Origin of the sequence: Pseudomonas taiwanensis, assembly GCF_013393345.1 — a bacterium.
In the GTDB taxonomy this organism is placed as follows: Bacteria; Pseudomonadota; Gammaproteobacteria; order Pseudomonadales; family Pseudomonadaceae; genus Metapseudomonas; species Metapseudomonas resinovorans_C.
Genome location: NZ_QJRF01000028.1, coordinates 69608 through 90979, shown reverse-complemented (window position 1 = coordinate 90979; position 21372 = coordinate 69608). Strand labels below are relative to the sequence as shown.

Sequence of the window (21372 nt, the reverse complement as noted above, 5' to 3'; positions counted from 1 at the left end):
CCATGTCCCTGAAACGAATCATCAGTGTCGGCGCGACCCTGCTCATCCTCGCGCTGGCGGTCGTGCTGGTGCGCACCCTCTGGCAGCACTACATGGACTCGCCCTGGACCCGCGACGGCCGCGTGCGTGCCGACGTGATCAACATCGCCCCGGACGTGGCCGGCCTGGTGGTGGAAGTAGCGGTACGCGACAACCAGAAAGTGGCGGCGGGCGACCTGCTGTTGCGCATCGACCCGTCCCATTACGAGGTGGCGGTGCAGCAGGCCGAAGCGCTGGTGGCGGCCCGCAAGGCGGCCTTGGCGATGCGCAAGGTCAACGCCGACCGCCGCGCCGACATGGACGACCTGGTGGTCTCCCGCGAGAGCCGTGAAGACGCCGGCCACCTGGCCGCCGCCGCCCTGGCCGAATACCACGAGGCCGTCTCTGCCCTGGAGGCGGCGAAACTCAATCTGGCGCGAACCGAAGTCCGCGCGCCGGTGGCTGGCCATATCACCAACCTCAACGTCTATAAGGGCGACTACGCCGAGCGCGGCGAGGCCAGCATGGCCCTGGTGGACGAGCAGTCCTTCTATGTGAACGGCTACTTCGAAGAGACCCGCCTGCCACACATCAAGGTCGGCGATCTTGCCGAACTCAGGCTGATGAGCGGCGAGCGCCTCACCGGGCGTGTGGACAGCATCGCCCGGGGCATCTACGACCGCGACAATCCGGAAAGCCGTGAACTGATCGCCGACGTGAACCCCACCTTCAACTGGGTGCGCCTGGCCCAGCGGGTGCCGGTGCGCATCCATCTCGACGAGGTCCCGGAAGGCATGCTGCTGGCCGCCGGGATGACCTGCACCGTGGTGATCGGGCAGAAGGGCGCCAAGCCGGAAACTTCCGGTTGGCTGGATGGATTGTTGTTCGGCCAGTAAAAAGTCCTTGTTGTATCCGGCGCTGTTTGTGAAGTTTCCCGACCCTTAAAATTATCCCGCCTCCCACGATGAGGCACTTGCTGCCGTAAACATCACCGCAAGGTGTTGCGCTGTACCTTCGACCAGTTCGTGGAGAGCTGGTCGAAGTTTCAAACTCCAAGCACTCGGGAAACAATCCAATGAAAACTCTTGCCTTGCTGGCGCTTGCCGGCATGCCTGCCTTCGCCTTGGCTGCAGAGCCTGTGGAATCTGCGGTCGCCGGGGAACCCGTAATCGAGCAGTATCACTATGGAATGGAACTGGATATCGCCAAGGTTCTTTCCCGAAGCGAAGTTCCCGATGTCTGCGGCGTAGTTCCGGCTTATATGACCTACGAAGATCACCAGGGCAAAGTTCATCGCCTGGAATATGTCGTTTTCGGTCAGGGTTGCGGAAACGGTTGATTGGCAGGATGTAATTCTTTAAACCGATTTATCGGTTGTAGGATGGGTGGAGCTTGCGATACCCATCAATTCAATCGCGATGGGTTTCGTTCCTCTACCCATCCTACGAACTGCCAAGTTTCCGGCAGCTGGCTTCTTCAGGATGGTTTGTCCCTCGCCGGCGCGAGTCACCCCTCGCCCTCTGGGAGAGGGGCGGGGGAGAGGGTTGCGTCAGGCTGGCGCGTAATCTCGGAAGGCCTTCAGCGTTGCAAAACCAACGCCGGCATAGCGAATGAATTCGCCCCCACGGAAAAGCCAACCTTCACCCCTCCTGCGCCTCAAGGAACAGCCGGAACAACTCCGACTGCGACTTGATCCCCAGCTTGCTGTAGATGTGCTTGCGGTGGACCTTCACCGTTTCGGCGGAGATATCCAGCTTGCGCGCGATCTCCTTGCTCGAGCAGCCGCTCAGCATCAAACGGCCCACTTCCAGTTCGCGGGCGGTGAGGGCGCTTTCCACCTTCTGCCCGGCGGCTTCCAGTTGCGCCTGCCAGGCCGGGGCGGGTGGCGGCGGGCTGGCCATCAGCTCCTGTTCGAAGGTCAGGCGCTGGCGCATCAGCCCGGCGACCCAGGGCTGGATCAGGCCGAGCAAGGCGATCTGCTCCGGGCTGAAGCGTTGGCGTGAACCCAGCGAAAGACAGAGCGTCCGCCCACTCTCCAGCGGCACGTTCAGCTGCACTTCATCGGCGACCACATTGAGGCGGAAATAGCGCTGGTAGTAGTCCGTCTGCTCGAAGCATTCCGGCGCCACCTCGCCCAGGCGGAACAGGCCGGCGGCGTTGTTTTCGCGGCTGGCGATGTAGAACGGGTCGAGCTGGTAGAGACCGCGCAGGTAGTCCTGGAACAGCGAATCGGGTCCGCCATCGGTACCTGGGCACTCGGCGAATACCTGAGGTCGGCCGTCGCTGAAGAGCAGCACCACCCAGCTGTCGAAGGGCAGGTATTGCTCCAGCAGGCGCACCAGGGCCAGCCAGAATCCGGGACGGTCGAGCTGTTCGATCAGCCGGCCGACGGACTGGTGCCAGGCGATGTCCTGCAAGGTCAGACTCATGTTCGCTACCCCCGATGGGTTACCACGCTTGCGTAATTACTCCTGGCCGGGGCGAGCCCCATACTCCGGTCATGCCAGGGCGAGTGGCGAGCATTGTGACGCCTGCCCGCCCGCTGACAAGAAGGAGCATCCATGAAGGTAGAACTCGTCCAACTCGCCGGTCGTGACGGCGACACCGCCTACAACCTCGAACGCACCCTGGAGGCCATTGCCACCTGTGCGCCTGGAACTGAGCTGGTGGTGTTTCCGGAAACCCAACTGATGGGGTTTCCGAGTGCCGATACTGTCGCGGCTGTCGCCGAACCCCTGGATGGTCCCAGCCTCCAGGCGGTGCAGCGTGCCGCCCGTGAGAAGGATGTCGCCGTGCTGGTGGGACTGCTCGAACGGGCCGATGGCACCGTCTACAACACCTCGGCACTGGTGACGCCCGACGGCGTGGCACTGCATTACCGCAAGACCCATCTCTGGCCGTCCGAGCGCGGGCTCGTCACGCCCGGTGACCGCTACGCAACGGCCCTGTGGAAGGGCGTGCGCATCGGCATCCTGATCTGCTACGACATCGAACTGCCCGAGACCGCACGGGCACTGGCACAGCTGGGCGCCGAGCTGATCCTGGTCACCAACGGCAACATGGACCCCTACGGTCCTGTGCACCGCACCGCGATCATGGCCCGCGCCCAGGAAAACCAGGCCTTCGCGCTGATGGTGAACCGGGTGGGAGAGGGCGATGACGACTTGGTATTCGCGGGTGGAAGCGCCGCGGTCGATCCCTTCGGCCGCCTGATCTTCGAGGCCGGCCGTGAGCCGTGCCGGCAGGTGGTCGAGCTGGATTTTCGACTGCTGCAGGAAGCCCGCGCCGAGTACCAGTACCTCGCTGACCGCCGCCTGATCCTCCCCGGCGAACGCATCGAGCATGCCGATGGACGCCGCGAACTGTTGATTCCCTGAGTCGAACCGCCCCGACCACTTACCCAACGGGGCGGCCTGCACCCGCACCCGGTCCACCTGGAGCACCCTGATGACGCCAACCCGCACCCTGACGTTCGCCCTGGCCTCGATCCTTGCCGTGGGGCTCGGCCAGGCCCAGGCCGAGACGCCTGAGCAACGCGTCCATGTCTACAACTGGTACGACTACATCGGTCCGGATGTGGTGAAGAACTTCAGCCGCGAGACCGGCATCAAGACCGTCTACGACGTGTTCGACAGCAGCGAGATGATGGAAGGCAAGCTGATGACCGGCGGCAGCGGCTACGACGTGGTTGTCGCGACCAACAGCACGCTGCCCAACCTGATCGAGGCCGGCGTGCTGCAGCCACTGGACCGCGACAGCTTGCCGAACTGGTCCCATCTCGACCCGGAAATCCTCGCCAAGCTACAGGCCAACGACGCGGAGAACCGCTATGCCGTGCCCTATCTCTGGGGCACCACCGGTATTGGCTACAACGCGGACAAGGTGAAGGCCATCCTCGGTGACGATGCGCCGGTCGACTCCTGGGACCTGGTGCTCAAGGAAGAGAACCTCGAAAAGCTCAGCCAGTGCGGCGTTGCCATGATCGACGCACCCGGTGAGATCATTCCGATCGCTCTGAACTACCTCGGCCTGCCGCCCCACAGCACGCGCAAGGAGGACTACGCAAAGGCCGAAGAACTGCTGGTCAGGCTCAAGCCGCATATCGCCTACTTCAACTCGTCGAAGTTCATCACCGACCTGGCCAATGGCGATATCTGCGTAGTGGTGGGTTGGGCCGGCGGCGTCTATGAGGCTCAGCAATCGGCGAAGAACGCCGGCTCCCAGGTACGCCTCGAATACAGCATTCCGCGAGAGGGCGCGCCGGTCTGGTTCGAGAACCTGGTCCTGCTCAAGGATGCCCAGCACCCGCAGGAAGGCCTCGCCTTCATCAACTACATGATGCGGCCGGACGTGATCGCCGATACCTCCAACTACCTCGGCTATCCCAACGCCAACAAGGCGGCGGACAGCCTGGTCACCCAGGCGCTGCACGACAACCCGATGGTCTATCCGCCACGGGAGGTGATGGACAAACTGTTCACGCTCGAGCCGCTGGCGCAGAAGCTGGAACGTGTCCGGACCCGCGTCTGGAGCAAGGTCAAGTCGGGGTCTTGATGCGCGAAGCTGGGCTAGGCTGGTCTGACTGCCCCCATCGATACGAGGTGTACGCCATGCACTTAGCAAGACCGCGTCTGCTCGGCAAAGTTGCGATCATCAGCGGTGGTGCGGGTGGCTGTGGTGAAGCCGCGAGCCGCCTGTTCGCCGCCGAGGGTGCCAAGGTGGTGATCGTCGATCGCAATGGTGACGCGGCCGACGAGCTGGCCCGGCAGATCAAGGCGGCTGGTGGGGAAGCATTGGGGGTGGGCGCCGATGTCTCCAAGGCCGATCAGGTCAAGGCGGCCGTGGCGAAAGGGGAGGCAGCGTTCGGAGGCGCGGACATCCTGTTCAATCACGCCGGCACGCTGATCGTGAAACCCTTCCTCGATGTGGAGGAGGATGAGTGGGACTGGCTGATGGCGGTCAACGTCAAGAGCATGTACTTGATGACCCGGGCCGTGTTGCCGCAGATGCTGGCCAAGGGCAAGGGCAGCATTGTCTGCACCTCATCCATCTCCGCCGAGTACGCCACCCCCGGCGAGGTGGTCTACAACGCCACCAAGGGCGCCTGCCAGATGTTCGCCAGGGCCATCGCCGTGGAGTTTCGTGATCGCGGAATACGCTGCAACGCTGTGGCGCCCGGATTCATCCGCACGGCCCACGGCATTCGTGAAATGAAGGAATTGCAGGCCATGGGCGTGGAGGCCAGCGAGGCCGCGATTTCGTCGCAGCAGGGGCGCCTCTGCGAACCGGAAGAGGTGGCGCGCGCCGCGCTGTTCTTGGCATCGGATGAGGCATCCTTCGTCAGTGGCGCTCACCTCTTTGTGGATAACTGCTTCTCGTCCGTCTGAGGCTGAAATCACGGACAAGTGCGTTGCGGGAGCGATTTCAATCGCGAATGAATTCGCTCCCACAGGGTGAGAACGCTTTTAGCGCTCCTTGAGCTTCCGCGCCACACCACGCACCCCCGGTTCGTAAACCTCGCGCTCGACCGCATCCAGCGCGAGCGCGAGCACCTGTTCGGCGATCAGCTCGTGCTGCTGGTACATGGAGTTCACTGCTAGCGGCAGGAAGTCCAGCAATTGGGTGTCACCGAAGGTGCCCACGCGCATTCGTTCTGGCCAGTCGCCGTGTTCGCGCAGGGCATCCAGCACCCCCGCGAGCAGGACGTAGGCGGTGGTGATCAGCACATCGGGCAGCTCGCCCCGTTGCAGCAGGTCGGCCATCAGGCGCTGGCCGCACTCGCGGCTGAAGTCCTCGCCCTGGAGTTCCAGCACTTCGCACTTGAGTCCTTTCAAGGCCTCATGAAAACCCGCGCTTCGTTCGGCACTGATGGGCAGCTCCGGCCGCGCGCCGAGCAGGGCGACGCGCCCTGGGGCCGGGTTCAGCAGGCTGCGGGTGAGTTGCAGGCTGGCCTGGCGGTCGTCGCTGACTACCGCGCAGAAACGCCCTGGGTTGCGGACCCGGTCGACGGCGATCACCGGCAGGCCTTCGGCCAGCAGTTGCTCCAGGCTGTTGTCGTCCGGCGGCAGGCAGCTGGCGACAATCAGTGCATCGCAGCGCCGTGTGCGGAACAGTTTGAGCAGCTGACGTTCGCTATCCGGCTCGTCGTCGGAGCTGGCGATCAGCAGTTGATAACCCCGAGCCCGCGCGCCCTGTTCCAGCAGCTTGGCCAGGCGGGCGTAACTGGGGTTTTCCAGGTCCGGGAGGATGAAACCCAGGGTACGCGTCTGCCGGCTGCGCAGACCGGCGGCCTGGGGGTTGGGCTTGAAACCATGCTCGTCCACCACCGCCTGCACGCGTTCCACGGTCGCCGGGCTGATGCGCTTCTGCTCGGCCTTGCCGTTGATCACGTAGCTGGCGGTGGTCACCGACACACCGGCCAGGCGGGCGATATCGCTGAGTTTCAAGTTGACGACTCCTGTTATGCGGATGTGTTTCATCGGGCGGGCTTCAAGAACCGAAGATTATCGAGTAACGTGCCAGCTCAGTTTAGTGAAACGATTCAGCAAGCGTTCTGTCTACGCTTTAACCGACGCAACCGACGTTCGGTGACGCTGCTGATGGCTGACAACGATAAGAAGGGCGCAAGGCCCGGAGAGGTGATGCGATGCTCGAACTGACCGCAGGGCAGATTTCCATGGGCCTGGTGGCGGCGGACAAGGCGTGTGCGTTGCGCATGTTGGCCGAGCGGCTCGAGGGCGATGGCCTGGTCGCGGCGGGATACCTCGCCGGTCTGGAGGCTCGCGAAACCCAAGGCTCCACTTTCCTCGGCCAGGGCATCGCCATCCCCCATGGCACACCGCAAACCCGCGAGCTGGTATTCAACACCGGCGTGCGCCTGATGCAGTTCCCCGAGGGCGTCGACTGGGGCGGTGGACAGATCGTGTACCTCGCCATCGGCATCGCCGCCAAATCCGATGAACACCTGCGCCTCCTGCAGATACTCACGCGTGCCCTGGGTGAAGCCGACCTCGGCAGCGAACTGCGTCAGGCGCAAACTCCGGAAGACATCCTCAAGCTGCTGCAGGGCGCTCCCCAGGAGCTGGCCTTGGACGATCAACTGATCGGCCTTGGCCTGGCGGTGGATGACTATGACGAGCTGGTGCTGCAAGCCGCGCGCCTCCTGCGCCGGACCGAATGCGTGGAGGGTGGCTTTGCCGCCGCCTTGCTGCAGGGCGAACCGCTGCCGTTGGGCGATGGGCTCTGGTGGCTGCACAGCGACCAGGCGGTGCAACGCCCCGGCCTGGCTTATCTGACGCCGGACAAGCCCCTGCGCCATCTCGACCAGCCCCTCAACGGCCTGTTCTGCCTGGCCAGCCTGGGAGACGCCCACCTGGCCCTGCTGGAGCGCCTCTGTGCGCTGTTGATAGAGGGGCGTGGCCGCGAACTCGCCCGCGCCACTCAACGCCGCGCTGTACTCGAGGTGCTGGGCGGAGAGGTCCAGCCCGACTGGCCCAGCGTGCGCCTGCCACTGCCCAATGCCCACGGATTGCACGCGCGGCCGGCCAAGGAGCTGGCGCAACTGGCCAAGACCTTCGAGGGCGAGATTCGCCTGCGGCTCGCCGACAGCGTCACGGCTGCCGTGTCCGCCAAGAGCCTGAGCAAGCTCCTGGGCCTGGGTATTCGCCGTGGTCAGATCATCGAAATCATCGCTGAACCGGCTATCGCCGACGCTGCCTTGCCGGCGCTGAAAGCCGCCATCGAACAGGGGCTGGGCGAAGAGGTCGAGCCTTTGCCGGTCAACGTACAAGCCATGCCGGAAGACGAGCCGGCGGCACCCCCCATCGTCGCCCCCGCGCCCGGCAGCCAGCTTCAGGCGGTACCTGCTGCGCCCGGAATCGCCGTGGGTCCTGCGCACATCCATCGGCACCAGGAATTCGACTATCCGCTGCGCGGCGAGTCCCCCGGCGTCGAGCGTGAGCGCCTGCAGCAGGCCATCGACCACGTGCGCGGCGAGATCGAGGCGCTGGTGCTGCGCAGCGAGGCGAAAGCCGTCCGCGAAATCTTCATCACCCACCTGGAAATGCTCACCGACCCGGAACTCGGCGACGAGGTAGACGCCCGCCTGAAACAGGGTGAAAGCGCGGCCGCTGCCTGGTTGGCGGTGGTGGAAGGCGCCGCCGCCCAGCAGGAAAGCCTGCACGATGCGCTGCTGGCCGAGCGTGCCGCGGACCTGCGGGATATCGGGCGTCGTGTGCTAGCACAGCTCTGCGGCGTGGAGGAGGTTCCTGAGCCGGAAGAGCCCTACATCCTGGTGATGGACGAAATGGCGCCGTCCGATGTGGCGCGTCTGGACCGCGACCGCGTTGCCGGCATTCTCACCGCCCGTGGCGGCGCCACCTCCCACAGCGCCATCGTGGCCCGTGCCCTGGGTATTCCCGCACTGGTGGGCGCCGGGGCGGGCGTGCTGCTGCTGGAACCGCTCACGCCGCTACTGCTGGATGGCCAGCGCGGACGGCTGGTGGTGGCGCCTGATGCCGATCAACTGCAACGTGCCCGCCAGGAACAGGAAGGCCGGCAGCGCCGTCTGCAACTGGCCGATGCCGACAAGCTGGAGCCCGCCCTGACCCGCGACGGCCATCGGGTGGAAATCTGCGCCAACCTGGGCGACTGCACGGGCGCCGCCAAGGCGGTGGCGCAAGGTGCGGAAGGCGTCGGCCTGCTGCGTACCGAATTCATCTTCATGGCTCACCCTCAGGCACCGGATCTGGCCACCCAGGAAGCGGAGTATCGCCGGGTGTTCGACGCACTCGACGACCGCCCGCTGGTGGCCCGCACGCTGGATGTCGGAGGCGACAAGCCCTTGCCGTACTGGCCCATGCCGGACGAGGAAAACCCCTTCCTCGGCGTGCGCGGCGTGCGCCTGACCCTGCAGCGCCCGAAGCTGATGGAAACCCAGTTGCGCGCGCTGATGCGTGCCAGCGAAGGGCGGCCGTTGCGCATCATGTTCCCCATGGTCGGCACCGTCGAAGAGTGGCGCCAGGCGCGCGACATGGCACTCAAGGTAGCCGCGGAGATTCCCCAGGCCGACCTCCAGCTGGGGATCATGGTCGAGGTGCCTTCTGCGGCCCTGATCGCCCCCGTGCTGGCTCGCGAGGTGGACTTCTTCAGCATCGGCACCAACGACCTGACCCAGTACTGCCTGGCCATCGACCGGGGCCACCCGACGCTGTCCGCCCAGGCCGACGGCCTGCACCCGGCCGTACTGCAACTGATCGCCCTCACCGTGCGCGCAGCCCATGCCCAGGGAAAATGGGTGGGCGTGTGCGGCGAGCTGGCCGGTGACCCGCTGGCGGTGCCGTTGCTGGTGGGGCTGGGTGTGGACGAGCTGAGCCTGTCCACCAGCGGCATCGCCGAGGTCAAGGCGCGGGTGCGCGAGTTCAACCTCAGCGCCGCCCGTGAGCTGGCCGAAAGCGCACTGGGCCTGGAAAGCGCGGCGGCTGTGCGCGAACTGGCGGAGTGTTTCTGATGGCCCGAATCCTCAGCATTACCCTGAACCCCGCGCTGGACCTGACCCTGCGTCTCGACCGCCTGGAACCTGGCGAGGTGAACCGCAGCCAGGCCCAGGCCAGCCATGCCGCCGGCAAGGGGGTGAACGTGGCCCAGGTGCTGGCCGACCTCGGCCACAGCCTGACCGTTTCCGGCTTTCTCGGTGGGGACAACGCCGAAGCCTTCGAGGCGCTATTCACCCGACGCGGTTTCGTCGACGCCTTTATCCGCGTGGCGGGGGAAACCCGCAGCAACATCAAGCTGGCGGAAGCCAATGGGCGCGTCACCGACATCAACGGACCGGGCCCGATGGTGGACGCTACCGCCCAGGCAGCGCTGCTGTCGCGGCTGGATACCGTTGCGCCGGGACATGACCTGGCCGTGGTGGCCGGCAGCCTGCCCCGAGGCGTGGCACCGGCTTTTCTTGCCGAGCTGATCACGCGGCTCAAGGTCCATGGCTTGAAAGTGGCGCTGGACACCAGTGGCGAGGCCCTGCGCGCCGGCCTGCTCGCGGTGCCCTGGCTGATCAAGCCGAACGCCGATGAGCTGGGCGAATGCTGCGGCCGGTCGCTGGCCGATGTCAGTGCGCAGCGCGAGGAAGCTGGCCGGCTACAGGCATTGGGGATCGAACAGGTTGTCATCTCCCAAGGGGCCGACGGCGTGAACTGGTTCGGTACCGGAATCGCCCTGCATGCCCGGCCGCCACGGGTCAGCGTGGCCAGCACTGTGGGCGCCGGTGATTCCCTGTTGGCCGGCATGGTTCACGGCCTGCTCAGCGGCTGGCCGGCAGCTCGCACCCTGCGCCACGCCACTGCCATCGCCGCCCAGGCGGTGACTCAGGTGGGCTTCGGCATCAGCGATGCCGCGCAACTGCAACAGCTCGAAGACGCCGTAGAAATCCAGGCGCTGGCAGAACAACAAGAGGTGTCCCGATGAAACTCGCCATAGTCACTGCCTGCCCCAATGGCATGGTCACCAGCGTGCTCTGTGCGCGCCTGCTGGATGCCGCCGCGCAGCGCCTGGGCTGGAGCACCAGCGTCGAGATCGTGGACCCGCAGCACCCGGAGAGCCAGCTGTCCGCCGCCACCCTTGAAGCCGCCGACTGGGTGCTGGTGGTCAAGAGCGGGGCGCTGGACCTGACTCGCTTCGCCGGCAAGCGCGTGTTCATCGCCAGCCCCGCCGAGGCCCTGCGCGATAGCGAGTCCTTCCTCCTGCGCGCCGCCGTCGATGCCCGGGAACAGCAACCCGAAGCATCTGTCGCCCCCGTCGCTTCCCGACCGCGCATCGTCGCCGTCACCGCCTGCCCGACCGGCGTGGCCCACACCTTCATGGCGGCCGAGGCGTTGAAGCAGGCGGCCCAGCGCCTCGGCATCGATCTCCAGGTGGAAACCCAGGGCTCGGTGGGCGCTCGCGATCCGCTGAGCCCCGAGGCCATCGCGGCTGCGGACGCGGTACTGCTGGCCACCGATATCGAAGTGGACACGGCGCGCTTCGCCGGCAAGAAGGTCTTCCGCTGCGGCACCGGGGTTGCCCTCAAGCAATCCGAAGCCACGCTCAAGCGCGCCCTGAGCGAAGGCCAACTGCTGGACACCAAGGCAGACGCCCAGCCGGGCAAGGCCAAGGCCGAACCCAAGGGGGCCTACAAGCACTTGCTCACCGGCGTCTCCTACATGCTGCCGATGGTGGTGGCGGGCGGCCTGCTGATCGCCCTGTCCTTCGTCTTCGGCATCGAGGCATTCAAGGAACAGGGAACACTAGCCGCTGCCCTGATGCAGATTGGCGGCGAGGCGGCCTTCAAGCTGATGGTGCCGCTCCTGGCCGGCTACATCGCCTATTCCATCGCCGACCGTCCGGGTCTGGCGCCGGGCATGATCGGCGGCCTGCTCGCCAGTACCCTCGGCGCCGGCTTTATCGGCGGCATAGTCGCGGGCTTTCTCGCCGGCTATTCGGCACGGGCGATCAACCGCCACCTGAACCTGCCAGCGAGCGTCGAAGCGTTGAAGCCGATCCTGATCATCCCGCTGCTCTCCAGCCTGTTCACCGGCCTGGTGATGATCTACGTGGTGGGCAAGCCGGTGGCGGGCATGCTCGCCAGCCTCACTCACTTCCTCGACAACATGGGCACGTCCAACGCCATCCTCCTCGGCCTGCTGCTGGGCGGGATGATGTGCGTCGACCTCGGCGGCCCAATCAACAAAGCCGCCTACGCGTTCTCCGTGGGGTTGCTGGCCTCGCAGAGCTACGCGCCAATGGCCGCCACCATGGCCGCCGGGATGGTACCGCCCATCGGTATGGGCATCGCCACCCTGCTGATGCGCCGCAAGTTCGCCCAAGGGGAACGCGAAGCCGGCAAGGCGGCGCTGGTGCTCGGTCTGTGCTTCATCTCCGAAGGCGCCATTCCGTTCGCCGCCAAGGACCCGCTGCGGGTGATCCCGGCCAGCATCATCGGCGGTGCACTGACCGGCGCGCTGTCCATGTATTTCGGCTGCAAGCTGATGGCGCCTCACGGTGGCCTGTTCGTGCTGCTGATCCCCAATGCCATCAACCACGCACTGCTCTATCTGCTGGCAATAGTCGCCGGCAGCTTGCTGACCGGCGTGCTTTACGCGCTGCTCAAGCGCGATGCCGCTCAGGAACTGGTGCTGGAGGCGCCGCGCGCAGCCTGAGGCACTCAGGCCTTGCCGTACGCCCGTTCGACGTGGGCAACGCGGGTACGGAACGCGCGGTACCACTCTTCGCGCCCGCGTCGCTGGGCTTCCCGGTGCTCCGCCTGGATGCGCCAGTTGCGGATGTCGTCCTCGCTGCGCCAGTAGGACACCGTTATCCCCAGCCCGTCGGCGCCGCGTGCGGACTCCACGCCGAGGAAACCGGGCTGCTCGCGCGCCAGCTCCAGCATGCGCTCGGCGGTGGCGGCATAGTCCTGTTCGGTCTCACTGCGAAGCGAGGTGAATATCACCGCGTAGTAGGGCGGTTCCGGCGTCGGGGCAATCATCGGGCGTTCTCCTGGCAGGCATTGACGAAGGCGTGCACCAGCGGTGGCAGGCGGCCGATCAGCGCGGCGCGTTCCGGCTGGAACAGGGTGGCGATGAAGAAGGGATGGCCGTCCAGCTCCATGGCTCGTACCGCGCCGGCAGCGTCGGTGGCCGCGACCTTCAGGGGGCCCTGGGTCAGTTGCTCGCCAAAGGCGGGGTTCAGGCCGTAGCCGCAGAAATAGCCTTCGAAAGTTTCCTGGACGCCGTAGGCCGCCGCCAGACGCGAATCGGCACGCAGCTCCACCCGCTCCAGGGTTTCCCGCATGGCACAGGGCAGGGGACTGATGACTGTGCGGGCGGCATCCGGATGGGTTTCGGCATGCTCGGCGTCGGCCCAGCCGAGGACGTTGCGCGCATGCTCCAGTAGTGCGTACTGGAAGCCGCCGCAGGTGCCGAGAAAGGGCAGGGCATTGCATCGCGCGTGGGCAATGGCCGTCAGCACCGCGTCGGTGTCGCGGTATGGACTGCCGGGTACGCACCAGAGGCCGTCGAAATCATCGAGGTTGTGTTCACCGAGGCGCTCGGTCGCCAGCCAGATGCCTTCCACGGCGCGGCCGGTGGCCCGGGCGGCGAGTTCCAGGGCGTGAGGATTGGCTCGGTGTGCGGTGATGCTGTCGTCCCTGTCACCGATCAGGCCGATGCGCAGTTGCTTCATCTCTGTCCTCCTTTTCCGGGCGCGGTTTGCGCCCGCACCGGCCGACTATATAGTTGCGAAAAGGCAATCAATATTGGCGATTTGGCAAGGTGGAATTGCAGTGACGCAATACAGGATCGACCACGCCGACTTGGCCCTGGTCCTCGCATTGGTCCGTGGCGGGACCCTGGCGCGGGCCGCCGAGCAGCTCAAGGTGGATGTCTCCACGGTATTCCGCTCGCTGCGGCGCCTGGAGCAGGCACTGGGTAGCGTCCTGTTCGAGAAAAGCCGCGCCGGTTACCTGCCGAACACGACGGCGCAACTGCTGGCACAGCAGGCCGAGCTGGCGGAGAAGGCTCTGGAAGCGGCGCGTGTGGGCCTGGAGCAGGGCCGCGAGGCTGTCAGCGGGACCTTGCGGCTGACCTGCACCGATGCCGTCCTCCATGGCCTGTTGTTGCCCGCCCTGGTCCACTTCATGCCGGCTTATCCGGCGCTGGAACTGGAGCTGACCACCTCCAACGACTTCGCCAACCTAAGCCGCCGCGACGCCGACATTGCCCTGCGCCTGACCACTACGCCGCCCGGCCACCTCGTGGGTCGCTGCCTGGGACCAGTGCCCTACGTGCTCTGCGCGGCTGAGGGTTACCTAGCGCGCACGCCCGAGCGCGATCCGGCGCGCATGGCCTGGATCGCCCCCGACGATTTCCTGCCCAATCATCCCAGCCTAGTCTGGCGCCGCCAGCACTATCCCGACGTGCAGCCGATGCATCGCTGCAACAGCATGCTGTCGGTGGCGCAACTGGTGCGCGCCGGCCTCGGTGTGGCGGCGCTGCCGGAATACCTGGTGCGTGGCGAAGCGGGGTTACAGATCCTCGAGGGCGACCTGCCCGGCTGCACCAGTGCGCTCTGGCTGCTGACCCGGCCGGACTGCCGCGCGCTGCGTTCGGTGATCACCCTGTTCGAGGAATTGGGGCGTCACATCCGGCTTCCGGGCACCGCGGCGCAGAGCGGCTAACCTTGTTCTGGCAATGCTGCCCAAGTGCCAGTCCACCTGCCTGCAAGCCCCGGGAGGGCGCCATGTTCAAAGCCATAATCGCCATCATCGTCATTGCGATACTCGGCGTGCTGGGGTACGCCGCGATCAGCCCGGATCATTTCCGCATCGAACGCACGACCACCATCGCGGCGCCCCCGGAAAAGGTCTTCCCGCTGATCAACGACCTGCACCAATGGAAGGCCTGGTCGCCCTGGGAAAAGCTCGATCCGGCACTCAAGCGCAGCTACAGCGGGCCGAAAGAAGGCGTCGGCGCCGCCTATGCCTGGCAGGGCAACAACGAAGTGGGCACCGGACGCATGGAGATCACCCAGAGCGAGCCGGCCTCGAAGGTGGAGATCAAGCTGGACTTCCAGATGCCCTTCGAAGCCCACAACACCGCCGAATTCAACCTCCAGCCGCAGAATGGCGGCAGCACCCAGGTCACCTGGGCCATGTACGGGCCGTCCCCCTATACCCACCGCTTGATGCAGGTGTTTTTCGACATGGACGACATGGTCGGCAGCAAGTTCGACCAGGGCCTGGTGAACCTCAAGGCCGCCGCCGAGAAATAACCTGAAACGGACCGCTCGGCCCCTGGGCGGGTCGAGCGAGCAGGGAACGCTATCCTGATTCTCTCCTTGTGGGAGCGAATTCATTCGCGAATGAGTTCGCTCCCACAAGGCATGGTCAATCCTGACGAAGAACGGAATTTTCCATAGGCCCTGTCGATTCCCGTCGCGGCCAAACGACCAATGGGTGTCAGTACCCCGCAGCCACCCGAGGAACCCATCATGAAATACCTGTGCCTGATCTATATCGAAGAAGCCAAGCTGGCCACCCTGACCGATGCCGACTACCAGGCCATCGCCGGCGAGTGCGTGGAATACACCGAGCAGCTCGCCGCCAGCGGCCATTACCTGGCGTCCAACGCGCTGGAGTCGGTGCGTACCGCCACCACATTGCGCCTGCAGGGCGGTCGCGTGTCGATGACCGACGGCCCCTTCGCGGAAACCAAGGAACAGCTCGGCGGCTTTTACCTGATCGAGGCGCGCGACCTCAACGAAGCGCTGCAGATCGCCGCGAAGATCCCGCCGGCACGCCTGGGCTGCATCGAGGTGCGGCCGGTGCGCGAACCCGAGGTTCGGCCGACCCTGGGTGCGGTCTCCTGATGCAGCGGGGGGCCTGATGGACGAGGCCGAACTGCGCCAGCGGGTCGAGGCGATCTATCGCAGCGACTCGCGCCGCGTCCTCGCCACGCTGATCCGCCTGCTGGGGGACTTCGATCTGGCTGAGGAAGCCCTGCACGACGCCTTCATCGCCGCCGTGCAGCAGTGGCCGCGGGACGGCATCCCGGCCAATCCGCGCGCCTGGCTGGTGTCGGCCGGCCGCTTCAAGGCCATCGACGGACTGCGCCGGCGCGTCCGTTTCGACGCGTCCAAGCGCCATCTGCTGGCCGAACTGGAAGAAGCCGCCAGCGAGTTCGAGGAGGGCGAGGATGTGGAGGACGACCGCCTGCGGCTGATCTTCACCTGCTGCCACCCAGCATTGCCCGCCGACGCCCAGGTGCCATTGACCCTGCGCGAAGTCTGCGACCTGAAGACCGAAGAAATCGCCCATGCCTTCCTGAGTACGCCGTCCACCATCGCCCAGCGCATCGTCCGCGCCAAGGCGAAGATCCGCGACGCGCGCATTCCTTATCAGGTGCCGTCGCTCGCCGAATTGCCGGAGCGGCTGGATAACGTCCTGCGGGTCATCTACCTGGTATTCAACGAGGGTTATTCGGCGTCCTCCGGCGACTCCCTGACCCGTACCGATCTATCGGCCGAAGCCATTCGCCTGGCGCGACTGCTGCTGGAGCTGCTGCCGGACCCGGAAGTGATGGGGCTGCTGGCGCTGATGCTGCTGCACGACTCGCGCCGCACCGCACGCACCACCGAGGCTGGCGACCTGATCCTGCTGGATCAGCAGGACCGCTCCCGGTGGGATCGGGCGCAGATAGCGGAAGGCCTCGCCCTGGTGACGCAGGCCCTGGCCAGCCGGCGCGTCGGCGTCTATGTGCTGCAGGCCGCGATCAGCGCCGTGCATGCCCAGGCGGCGAGTGCCGAGCAGACGGACTGGGGGCAGATCGTCGGCCTCTACGATGTGCTGCAACGGCTGGTCCAGTCGCCGGTGGTGGCTCTCAATCGCGCCGTGGCCATCGCCATGCGCGATGGCCCCGAAGCGGGACTGGCGGAAGTGGACGCCCTGCTGGATGCCGGCGAACTCGGCGATTACCACCTGGCGCATACCACCCGCGCCGATTTCTGCCGTCGTCTCGGGCGCAAGGCCGAGGCACGTGCGGCGTACCAGAGCGCACTGGCGCTGGTACGCCAGGAACCCGAGCGGCGCTTCATCGAGGGGCGCCTGCGTGAATTGGAGGAGTGACGCCACCGTTCGTCGACCCCGGCGAAGGCGGTGTCGAAGCCGGACAGCGGCCCACGACTAAGGGTGAACCCACGGCATGCCGCCGACGGAACCCCTTCCGGAACCCAGGAGACACACCATGAGCAGTGAAACCCTCAAGGCAACCGCAGAACTGGAAGTCCACGAAGTCTTCAACCAGTGGCTGAAGGCCGCCCGCGCCAAGAATGTCGACGCCATCCTGGCCTGCTATGCGGACGATGTGATCGCCTATGACGCGATCCTCAAATTGCAGTTCAAGGGCCTGGATGCCTACGGCCAGCATTGGCGCTTCTGCATGGAAATGTGCGCCGGCGATGGCATCTTCGAACCCGCCGAGCCGACTATCCAGGCCGACACCAACGTCGCCTTCCTGCACTGCCTCGTACGTTGCGGCGGCGAGCAGGATGGCGAGGTGAAGACCAGCTGGATGCGCGGCACCCAGTGCTACGTCAAGCGCGGCGGGCAGTGGAAGATCGTCCACGAGCATTTCTCCGCGCCCTTCGACATGGAAAGCGGCAACGCCCTGTTCGATCTGCAGCCCTGACAACTCAGCGCAGGTGCCATCCCCTGTAGGAGCGAGCTCTGCTCGCGAAAGCTCGCTCCTGTGGGGAAGGCTCAGGCCGCTAGTCGCGGTACCAGCTCTGCCAGCGTCACATGCCCCTTGAAACCGCCACGGCTGTTGGCCGGCACGCCGTCTTCGATGGCGCGGGCGAAGGTGATGGCTGGATCGGCCTTCAGCTTCAGCAGGTAGCGCTGCAGGTGAGGGAATTCCCGGCCCAGGTCGAACAGCTTCATGTATTCCACCCAACGGCTGACCCCCGCGAAGTAAGCGTCCGCCAGGCTGCGACGTTCGCCCAACAGCCAGTGTCGATCCCGCAGCAGACCATCCAGGTAGGCGCATTGCACGCGCACGTCGGCAGTGCCTGTCTTGCGCAACACGGCCTTGGTGGTGTCATCGCCATCGGCCATCTCGTAAGCCGCCCAGAGCGGTGCGAAGGCGCCGAAAAAGTCGGTGACCAGGTAGGCCAGCATCTGGCTCAGACGGTCGTATTCCGGGCTGCCCTGGACCGGGCACAGCTCGCCGCCGGGATTGCGGCCGGCAAGGCTGAGCAGGATGGCCAGGCTTTCGCTGACTGGCTGGCCGCTTTCGGTGAGGAGGGCGGGCGTCTTGTTCAGTGGATTGATCCGGGCGAACAGCGGGTCCCAGGGCTGTTCGAGCATCTCTACGCGGCATAGCCGGTAAGGCAGGCCGAGCCATTCGAGGGCCACGATCGAGCCGAACGAACAGCCTTGCGGTACGCCATAGAAAAGAACGGGTTCCATAGTCTTGCTCCTTGAAGTGAGGTTGAAAGGCCATGCTGAGCGGCCGTGGGAGCACCTTAGGAGTCAATCAGGCTATATTCCGCCCTAATTATTTTCGCGCCTGAGAATATTTTTCGCGGAGCCCGGCCATGCCCAATCCCACCACCCGTGTGCTCGCCGTACTCGAGCTGTTGCAGACCCACGGCCAGCTCAGTGGCAGTGAGTTGGCCCAGCGGCTGGAGGTGGATGGCCGCACACTGCGGCGCTACATCGCGACCCTGGAAGACATCGGCATTCCGCTGACCGCCGAGCGAGGTCGCCACGGGGGTTACCGTCTGGTGGCCGGCTTCAAGCTACCGCCGATGATGTTCACCAACGAGGAAACCCTGGCCCTGTCGCTCGGCCTGCTGGCGGTACAGAACCTCGGCCTGGAGCAGGCCGCACCGGCAGTGGCCAGCGCCCGCGCCAAGCTGGAGCGGGTGATGCCGGCCAATCTCAAACCGCGCCTGCGCGCCCTCGGCGAAGCCGCCACCCTGGACTTGCCGGATGCCAGGTCCAGCACCCGCGAGCGCTGGCTGCTGGACCTGGCGGCCGCCGCCCAGACACGGCAGCGGGTGCGGTTCACCTACAGCTCGGGCGATGGCGAGAGCAGCGAGCGCGAGGCTGACCCTTACGGCCTGGTCTACCGCGCCGGTCGCTGGTACATGAGTGGCTACTGCCATTTGCGCCGGGACCTGCGCAGCTTTCGCCTGGACCGGATGCAGACGCTGCTGCTCCTGGACGCCCATTTCGAACGCCCGCAAGACTTCGATGCCGCCGCGTTCCTCACCGGAAGCATCGCCCAACTGCCCCGCTCGACGGCGGTGGAAGTGCTGCTCAAATGCGACCTGGCCCGTGCCGCGGAAGAACTGAGCAGCGGCATGGGCCTGCTGGAACCGGTGGAGGAGGGCGTGCTGTTGCGCACCCGCACCGACAGCATGAGCTGGTTCGCCCGCCAGTTGGTGAAGCTGCCCTTCGACTTCGAGGTGCGCGAACCGGAAGCGCTGCGGGAGGAAATCCGCAACAGCGCGGCGCGACTGTTGAGGCTGGTGGCGCCAGCCACGGACGACCGGGCCACGCTTTTGTAGGAGCGAGCTTGCTCGCGAAAAGATCGTGCACGGATTGTTCGCGAGCAAGCTCGCTCCTACACACGCCACTTCAGCCGGTAAACTCGGCCAACCTTTCAGCACCTGAGCAAGCCCATGGATATCGACCTGGCGCGCACCTTCCTCGAGATCGTCCGTACCGGCAGCTTCGTCGCGGCGGCCGAGCGCCTGCACGTCACCCAGACCACCATCACCGCGCGGGTGCATAACCTCGAACAACAGCTGGATTGCCGGCTCTTCGTGCGCAATCGCGCGGGCGCGCGGCTGACCGCAGACGGCGAGGTGTTCGTCGCCTACGCCAACCAGTTGGTGCAGACGTGGGAAGCTGCCCGACGCGACCTACCGCTGCCCGAAGGCTATCGCGACGTGCTCAACCTGGGCGGCGAAGTGAGCCTGTGCAGCCCGCTGGTGCTCAGTTGGGTGATCCGCCTGCGCGAGCGCATGCCGTCCCACGCGGTACGTGCGGAAGTCGGCGAAGCGGGTCATCTGCAGCAGCAATTGCAGCGCGGTTTGCTGGACGCCGCGCTAGTCTATCGCCCGGATTACTGGCCAGGCCTGCAGGTGGAGTTATTGCTGGAGGAGAAGCTGGTCCAGGTGCGTTCGGCGACCAATCCCGAGCCCTACATCTACAACGACTGGGGCCCGGAATTCCGTCAGCGCCACGATGCCGCGATGCCCGAAAAGGCCAGCGCTGTGCTGTCCACCAACCTGGGGCCGCTGGCGCTGCACTACATCCTCCAGTGCGGCGGCTCCGGCTACTTCCGAGCCCGCGTGGTACAGGGCCACCTGGAAAACGGCGAGCTGGAACGGGTGGAGAAGGCTCCGGAATTCACCTATCCCACCTACCTGGTGTATTCCCGTGAGAAGGATTCCCCAGCCCTGCGCCAGGCCATCGACCTGCTGCGCGAGGTGGTGAGCGAGGACATCGACTGGTCCCGGCGCTGGGACCCGATCTGAGAGCGAATCGTAGGATGGGTAGAGGGACGAAACCCATCATGCTGCGTTCAGGTCTCGCTCCTACACGTTCGGCGACCGATCGCGAGGAGTCCTGCCGGGCTCAACTCGCCAATTGCAGCTCCGGCTGCTGCAGGTCCTGCAGCCAGTTGCGGTAGAGCGCGGCGATCAGGTCGCTCTGGCTGACGATTCCCACCACGCGGCCACCGTCGTCCAGCACCGGCAGGCAGTGCAGGCCCTGATCGGACAGCAGCGACACCAGTTCCACCACCGGCGTATCCACAGTCACGCAACGTACCGGGCGGCTCATCAGCCTCGACACCGGTGCTTCGCGACGGGCGCGGAAGCGCTCGGCGAGGCTGCGGGGCGCCGCACTGGCCGCATGGCCGAGCAGGTCGGAGAGGGTCAGGATGCCCACCAGCTGCTGCTTGTCGTCCAGCACCGGAAGGGCTTTCAGATGATGCTGGTCGAGCAGTCGCCAGGCTTCGCTCACCGGGGCGTCCGGGGCAATGGTGCGCAGGTCGCGGGACATGATCCGCGCCGCCCGCAGGTCGCCCATGGTGCGGCGCAGCGCATGCTTTTCGGTGAGCTGGAGCAGGCGCTGGAGGTCATCGCGGGTCACGTCGACGAAGCTGCCGAACTCGGCCAGTGCGTGGTCCAGGTCAATCTCAGCGATGCCGTTGCGTTCACCGGGCAGCGGATCGGCGGTCAGGTGCGGGCCGCTGGCAGGGTGTGCGACTTTGCGCGGATAGGGGACGCCACTGAGGTTGTTGAACAGCAGTGCGGTGTTCACCAGTACCACTGAACCCAGCAGCACCGGCAACAGCAGATGCCAACCGAGCGCAGAGAAGACCGGTCCACCGAGCGCAGCCCCCAGGGCGATGGCGCAGCTGGGCGGGTGCAGGCAACGCAGGGCTTGCATGCCCACCAGGGCCAGGCCGAACGCGGTTGCGGCGGTGGCCAACGGGGGTAGGCCCCAGTGGCTGACCAGCAAACCGATGGCCGCCGCCAGCACGTTGCCGGCGATCACCGGCCAGGGCTGGGCAACTGGGCTGGAGGTAACAGCGAACAGCAGCAACGCGGAGGCGGAGAACGGCGCGATCAGGCGCAAGGCCAGGTCGGTACCGTATAGCTGGCTGCACACCAGCGCGGCGAGGAAAACGGCGATGCAGCCGCCAATGGCAGCGCGCAGCCATTCCCGTGGGGGGGCGTTGCTGGCGTCTGGCAGCAGGCGCCGCAGCCAGAGACGCAGAGGGTTCTGGGGCATGGGTATGACACTGG

21 protein-coding genes are annotated in these 21372 nt (G+C 65.8%); 15 read left to right on the top strand and 6 right to left on the bottom strand.

Annotation, left to right across the window (positions count from 1 at the left end):
• The first annotated feature begins 2 nt into the window (after positions 1 to 2).
• Complete coding sequence (locus DM872_RS00555; protein WP_179057632.1) at positions 3 to 914, top strand: efflux RND transporter periplasmic adaptor subunit; 912 nt, start codon at positions 3 to 5, stop codon at positions 912 to 914.
• Positions 915 to 1093: 179 nt separating this feature from the next.
• The gene (locus DM872_RS00550; protein WP_179057631.1) at positions 1094 to 1357 is read left to right on the top strand and encodes a DUF2790 domain-containing protein; all 264 of its coding nucleotides are present in this window, start codon (positions 1094 to 1096) and stop codon (positions 1355 to 1357) included.
• A gap of 301 nt (positions 1358 to 1658) precedes the next feature.
• Here DM872_RS00550 and DM872_RS00545 read toward each other — a convergent pair whose 3' ends face one another.
• A complete protein-coding gene (locus tag DM872_RS00545; protein WP_179057630.1) occupies positions 1659 to 2447 on the bottom strand; it encodes a helix-turn-helix transcriptional regulator in 789 nt (262 codons plus the stop codon).
• A gap of 132 nt (positions 2448 to 2579) precedes the next feature.
• Between DM872_RS00545 and DM872_RS00540 the strand changes: the two genes are divergently transcribed.
• The 3 genes from DM872_RS00540 to DM872_RS00530 all read left to right on the top strand — a co-directional run bounded on the left by DM872_RS00540 (position 2580) and on the right by DM872_RS00530 (position 5405).
• Entirely contained in the window at positions 2580 to 3395 is an 816-nt protein-coding gene (locus tag DM872_RS00540) for a carbon-nitrogen hydrolase family protein (protein WP_179057629.1), read from the top strand.
• A gap of 70 nt (positions 3396 to 3465) precedes the next feature.
• Positions 3466 to 4572 (top strand): polyamine ABC transporter substrate-binding protein, encoded by a 1107-nt coding sequence (locus tag DM872_RS00535; RefSeq protein ID WP_179057628.1) that lies wholly within the window; start codon positions 3466 to 3468, stop codon positions 4570 to 4572.
• Between the two features lie 56 nt (positions 4573 to 4628).
• Positions 4629 to 5405, top strand: a complete 777-nt coding sequence (locus DM872_RS00530; protein WP_179057627.1) for an SDR family NAD(P)-dependent oxidoreductase — start codon at positions 4629 to 4631, stop codon at positions 5403 to 5405.
• A 78-nt stretch (positions 5406 to 5483) separates the two neighbouring features.
• On the opposite strand, the gene cra is transcribed toward DM872_RS00530, so the two are convergent.
• Positions 5484 to 6464: a catabolite repressor/activator gene (cra, locus tag DM872_RS00525; protein ID WP_179057626.1), complete on the bottom strand. Its 981-nt coding sequence runs from the start codon at positions 6462 to 6464 to the stop codon at positions 5484 to 5486.
• Positions 6465 to 6664: 200 nt separating this feature from the next.
• On the opposite strand from cra, the gene ptsP reads away from it, so the two are divergent.
• The 3 genes from ptsP to DM872_RS00510 are packed head-to-tail and all read left to right on the top strand — an operon-like array spanning position 6665 to position 12212.
• Positions 6665 to 9526, top strand: coding sequence for a phosphoenolpyruvate--protein phosphotransferase (gene ptsP / locus DM872_RS00520; protein WP_179057625.1), 2862 nt, complete (start codon positions 6665 to 6667; stop codon positions 9524 to 9526).
• Positions 9526 to 10482, top strand: a complete 957-nt coding sequence (gene pfkB, locus DM872_RS00515; protein ID WP_179057624.1) for a 1-phosphofructokinase — start codon at positions 9526 to 9528, stop codon at positions 10480 to 10482. Before ptsP ends, pfkB begins: the two co-directional genes overlap by 1 nt.
• A complete protein-coding gene (locus tag DM872_RS00510; RefSeq protein WP_179057623.1) occupies positions 10479 to 12212 on the top strand; it encodes a PTS fructose-like transporter subunit IIB in 1734 nt (577 codons plus the stop codon). Before pfkB ends, DM872_RS00510 begins: the two co-directional genes overlap by 4 nt.
• Before the next feature lie 5 nt (positions 12213 to 12217).
• On the opposite strand, the gene DM872_RS00505 is transcribed toward DM872_RS00510, so the two are convergent.
• On the bottom strand, positions 12218 to 12538 hold the full coding sequence (locus DM872_RS00505) for an antibiotic biosynthesis monooxygenase family protein (protein WP_179057622.1): 321 nt from the start codon (positions 12536 to 12538) through the stop codon (positions 12218 to 12220).
• Entirely contained in the window at positions 12535 to 13233 is a 699-nt protein-coding gene (locus tag DM872_RS00500) for a CTP synthase C-terminal region-related (seleno)protein (RefSeq protein WP_179057621.1), read from the bottom strand. Before DM872_RS00500 ends, DM872_RS00505 begins: the two co-directional genes overlap by 4 nt.
• 100 nt (positions 13234 to 13333) lie before the next feature.
• Between DM872_RS00500 and DM872_RS00495 the strand changes: the two genes are divergently transcribed.
• From DM872_RS00495 to DM872_RS00475, 5 genes are all read left to right on the top strand, one after another.
• Positions 13334 to 14227 (top strand): LysR family transcriptional regulator, encoded by an 894-nt coding sequence (locus tag DM872_RS00495; RefSeq protein ID WP_373273668.1) that lies wholly within the window; start codon positions 13334 to 13336, stop codon positions 14225 to 14227.
• Between the two features lie 62 nt (positions 14228 to 14289).
• Positions 14290 to 14820 (top strand): SRPBCC family protein, encoded by a 531-nt coding sequence (locus DM872_RS00490; protein WP_179057619.1) that lies wholly within the window; start codon positions 14290 to 14292, stop codon positions 14818 to 14820.
• 219 nt (positions 14821 to 15039) lie between these two features.
• Complete coding sequence (locus DM872_RS00485) at positions 15040 to 15417, top strand: YciI family protein (protein WP_077525726.1); 378 nt, start codon at positions 15040 to 15042, stop codon at positions 15415 to 15417.
• 31 nt (positions 15418 to 15448) lie between these two features.
• Positions 15449 to 16672, top strand: coding sequence for an RNA polymerase sigma factor (locus DM872_RS00480; protein ID WP_179057676.1), 1224 nt, complete (start codon positions 15449 to 15451; stop codon positions 16670 to 16672).
• A 118-nt stretch (positions 16673 to 16790) separates the two neighbouring features.
• Positions 16791 to 17234, top strand: a complete 444-nt coding sequence (locus tag DM872_RS00475; RefSeq protein ID WP_179057618.1) for a YybH family protein — start codon at positions 16791 to 16793, stop codon at positions 17232 to 17234.
• A gap of 71 nt (positions 17235 to 17305) precedes the next feature.
• On the opposite strand, the gene DM872_RS00470 is transcribed toward DM872_RS00475, so the two are convergent.
• On the bottom strand, positions 17306 to 18013 hold the full coding sequence (locus DM872_RS00470) for a glutathione S-transferase family protein (protein WP_179057617.1): 708 nt from the start codon (positions 18011 to 18013) through the stop codon (positions 17306 to 17308).
• 128 nt (positions 18014 to 18141) lie between these two features.
• Between DM872_RS00470 and DM872_RS00465 the strand changes: the two genes are divergently transcribed.
• Both DM872_RS00465 and DM872_RS00460 read left to right on the top strand, forming a co-directional pair.
• On the top strand, positions 18142 to 19119 hold the full coding sequence (locus DM872_RS00465; RefSeq protein ID WP_179057616.1) for a helix-turn-helix transcriptional regulator: 978 nt from the start codon (positions 18142 to 18144) through the stop codon (positions 19117 to 19119).
• 114 nt (positions 19120 to 19233) lie between these two features.
• A complete protein-coding gene (locus DM872_RS00460; RefSeq protein WP_179057615.1) occupies positions 19234 to 20094 on the top strand; it encodes a LysR family transcriptional regulator in 861 nt (286 codons plus the stop codon).
• 100 nt (positions 20095 to 20194) lie between these two features.
• Here the strand turns inward: DM872_RS00460 and DM872_RS00455 are convergent, their stop codons facing one another.
• A complete protein-coding gene (locus tag DM872_RS00455) occupies positions 20195 to 21358 on the bottom strand; it encodes an HPP family protein (RefSeq protein ID WP_179057614.1) in 1164 nt (387 codons plus the stop codon).
• Between the last annotated feature and the right edge of the window lie 14 nt (positions 21359 to 21372).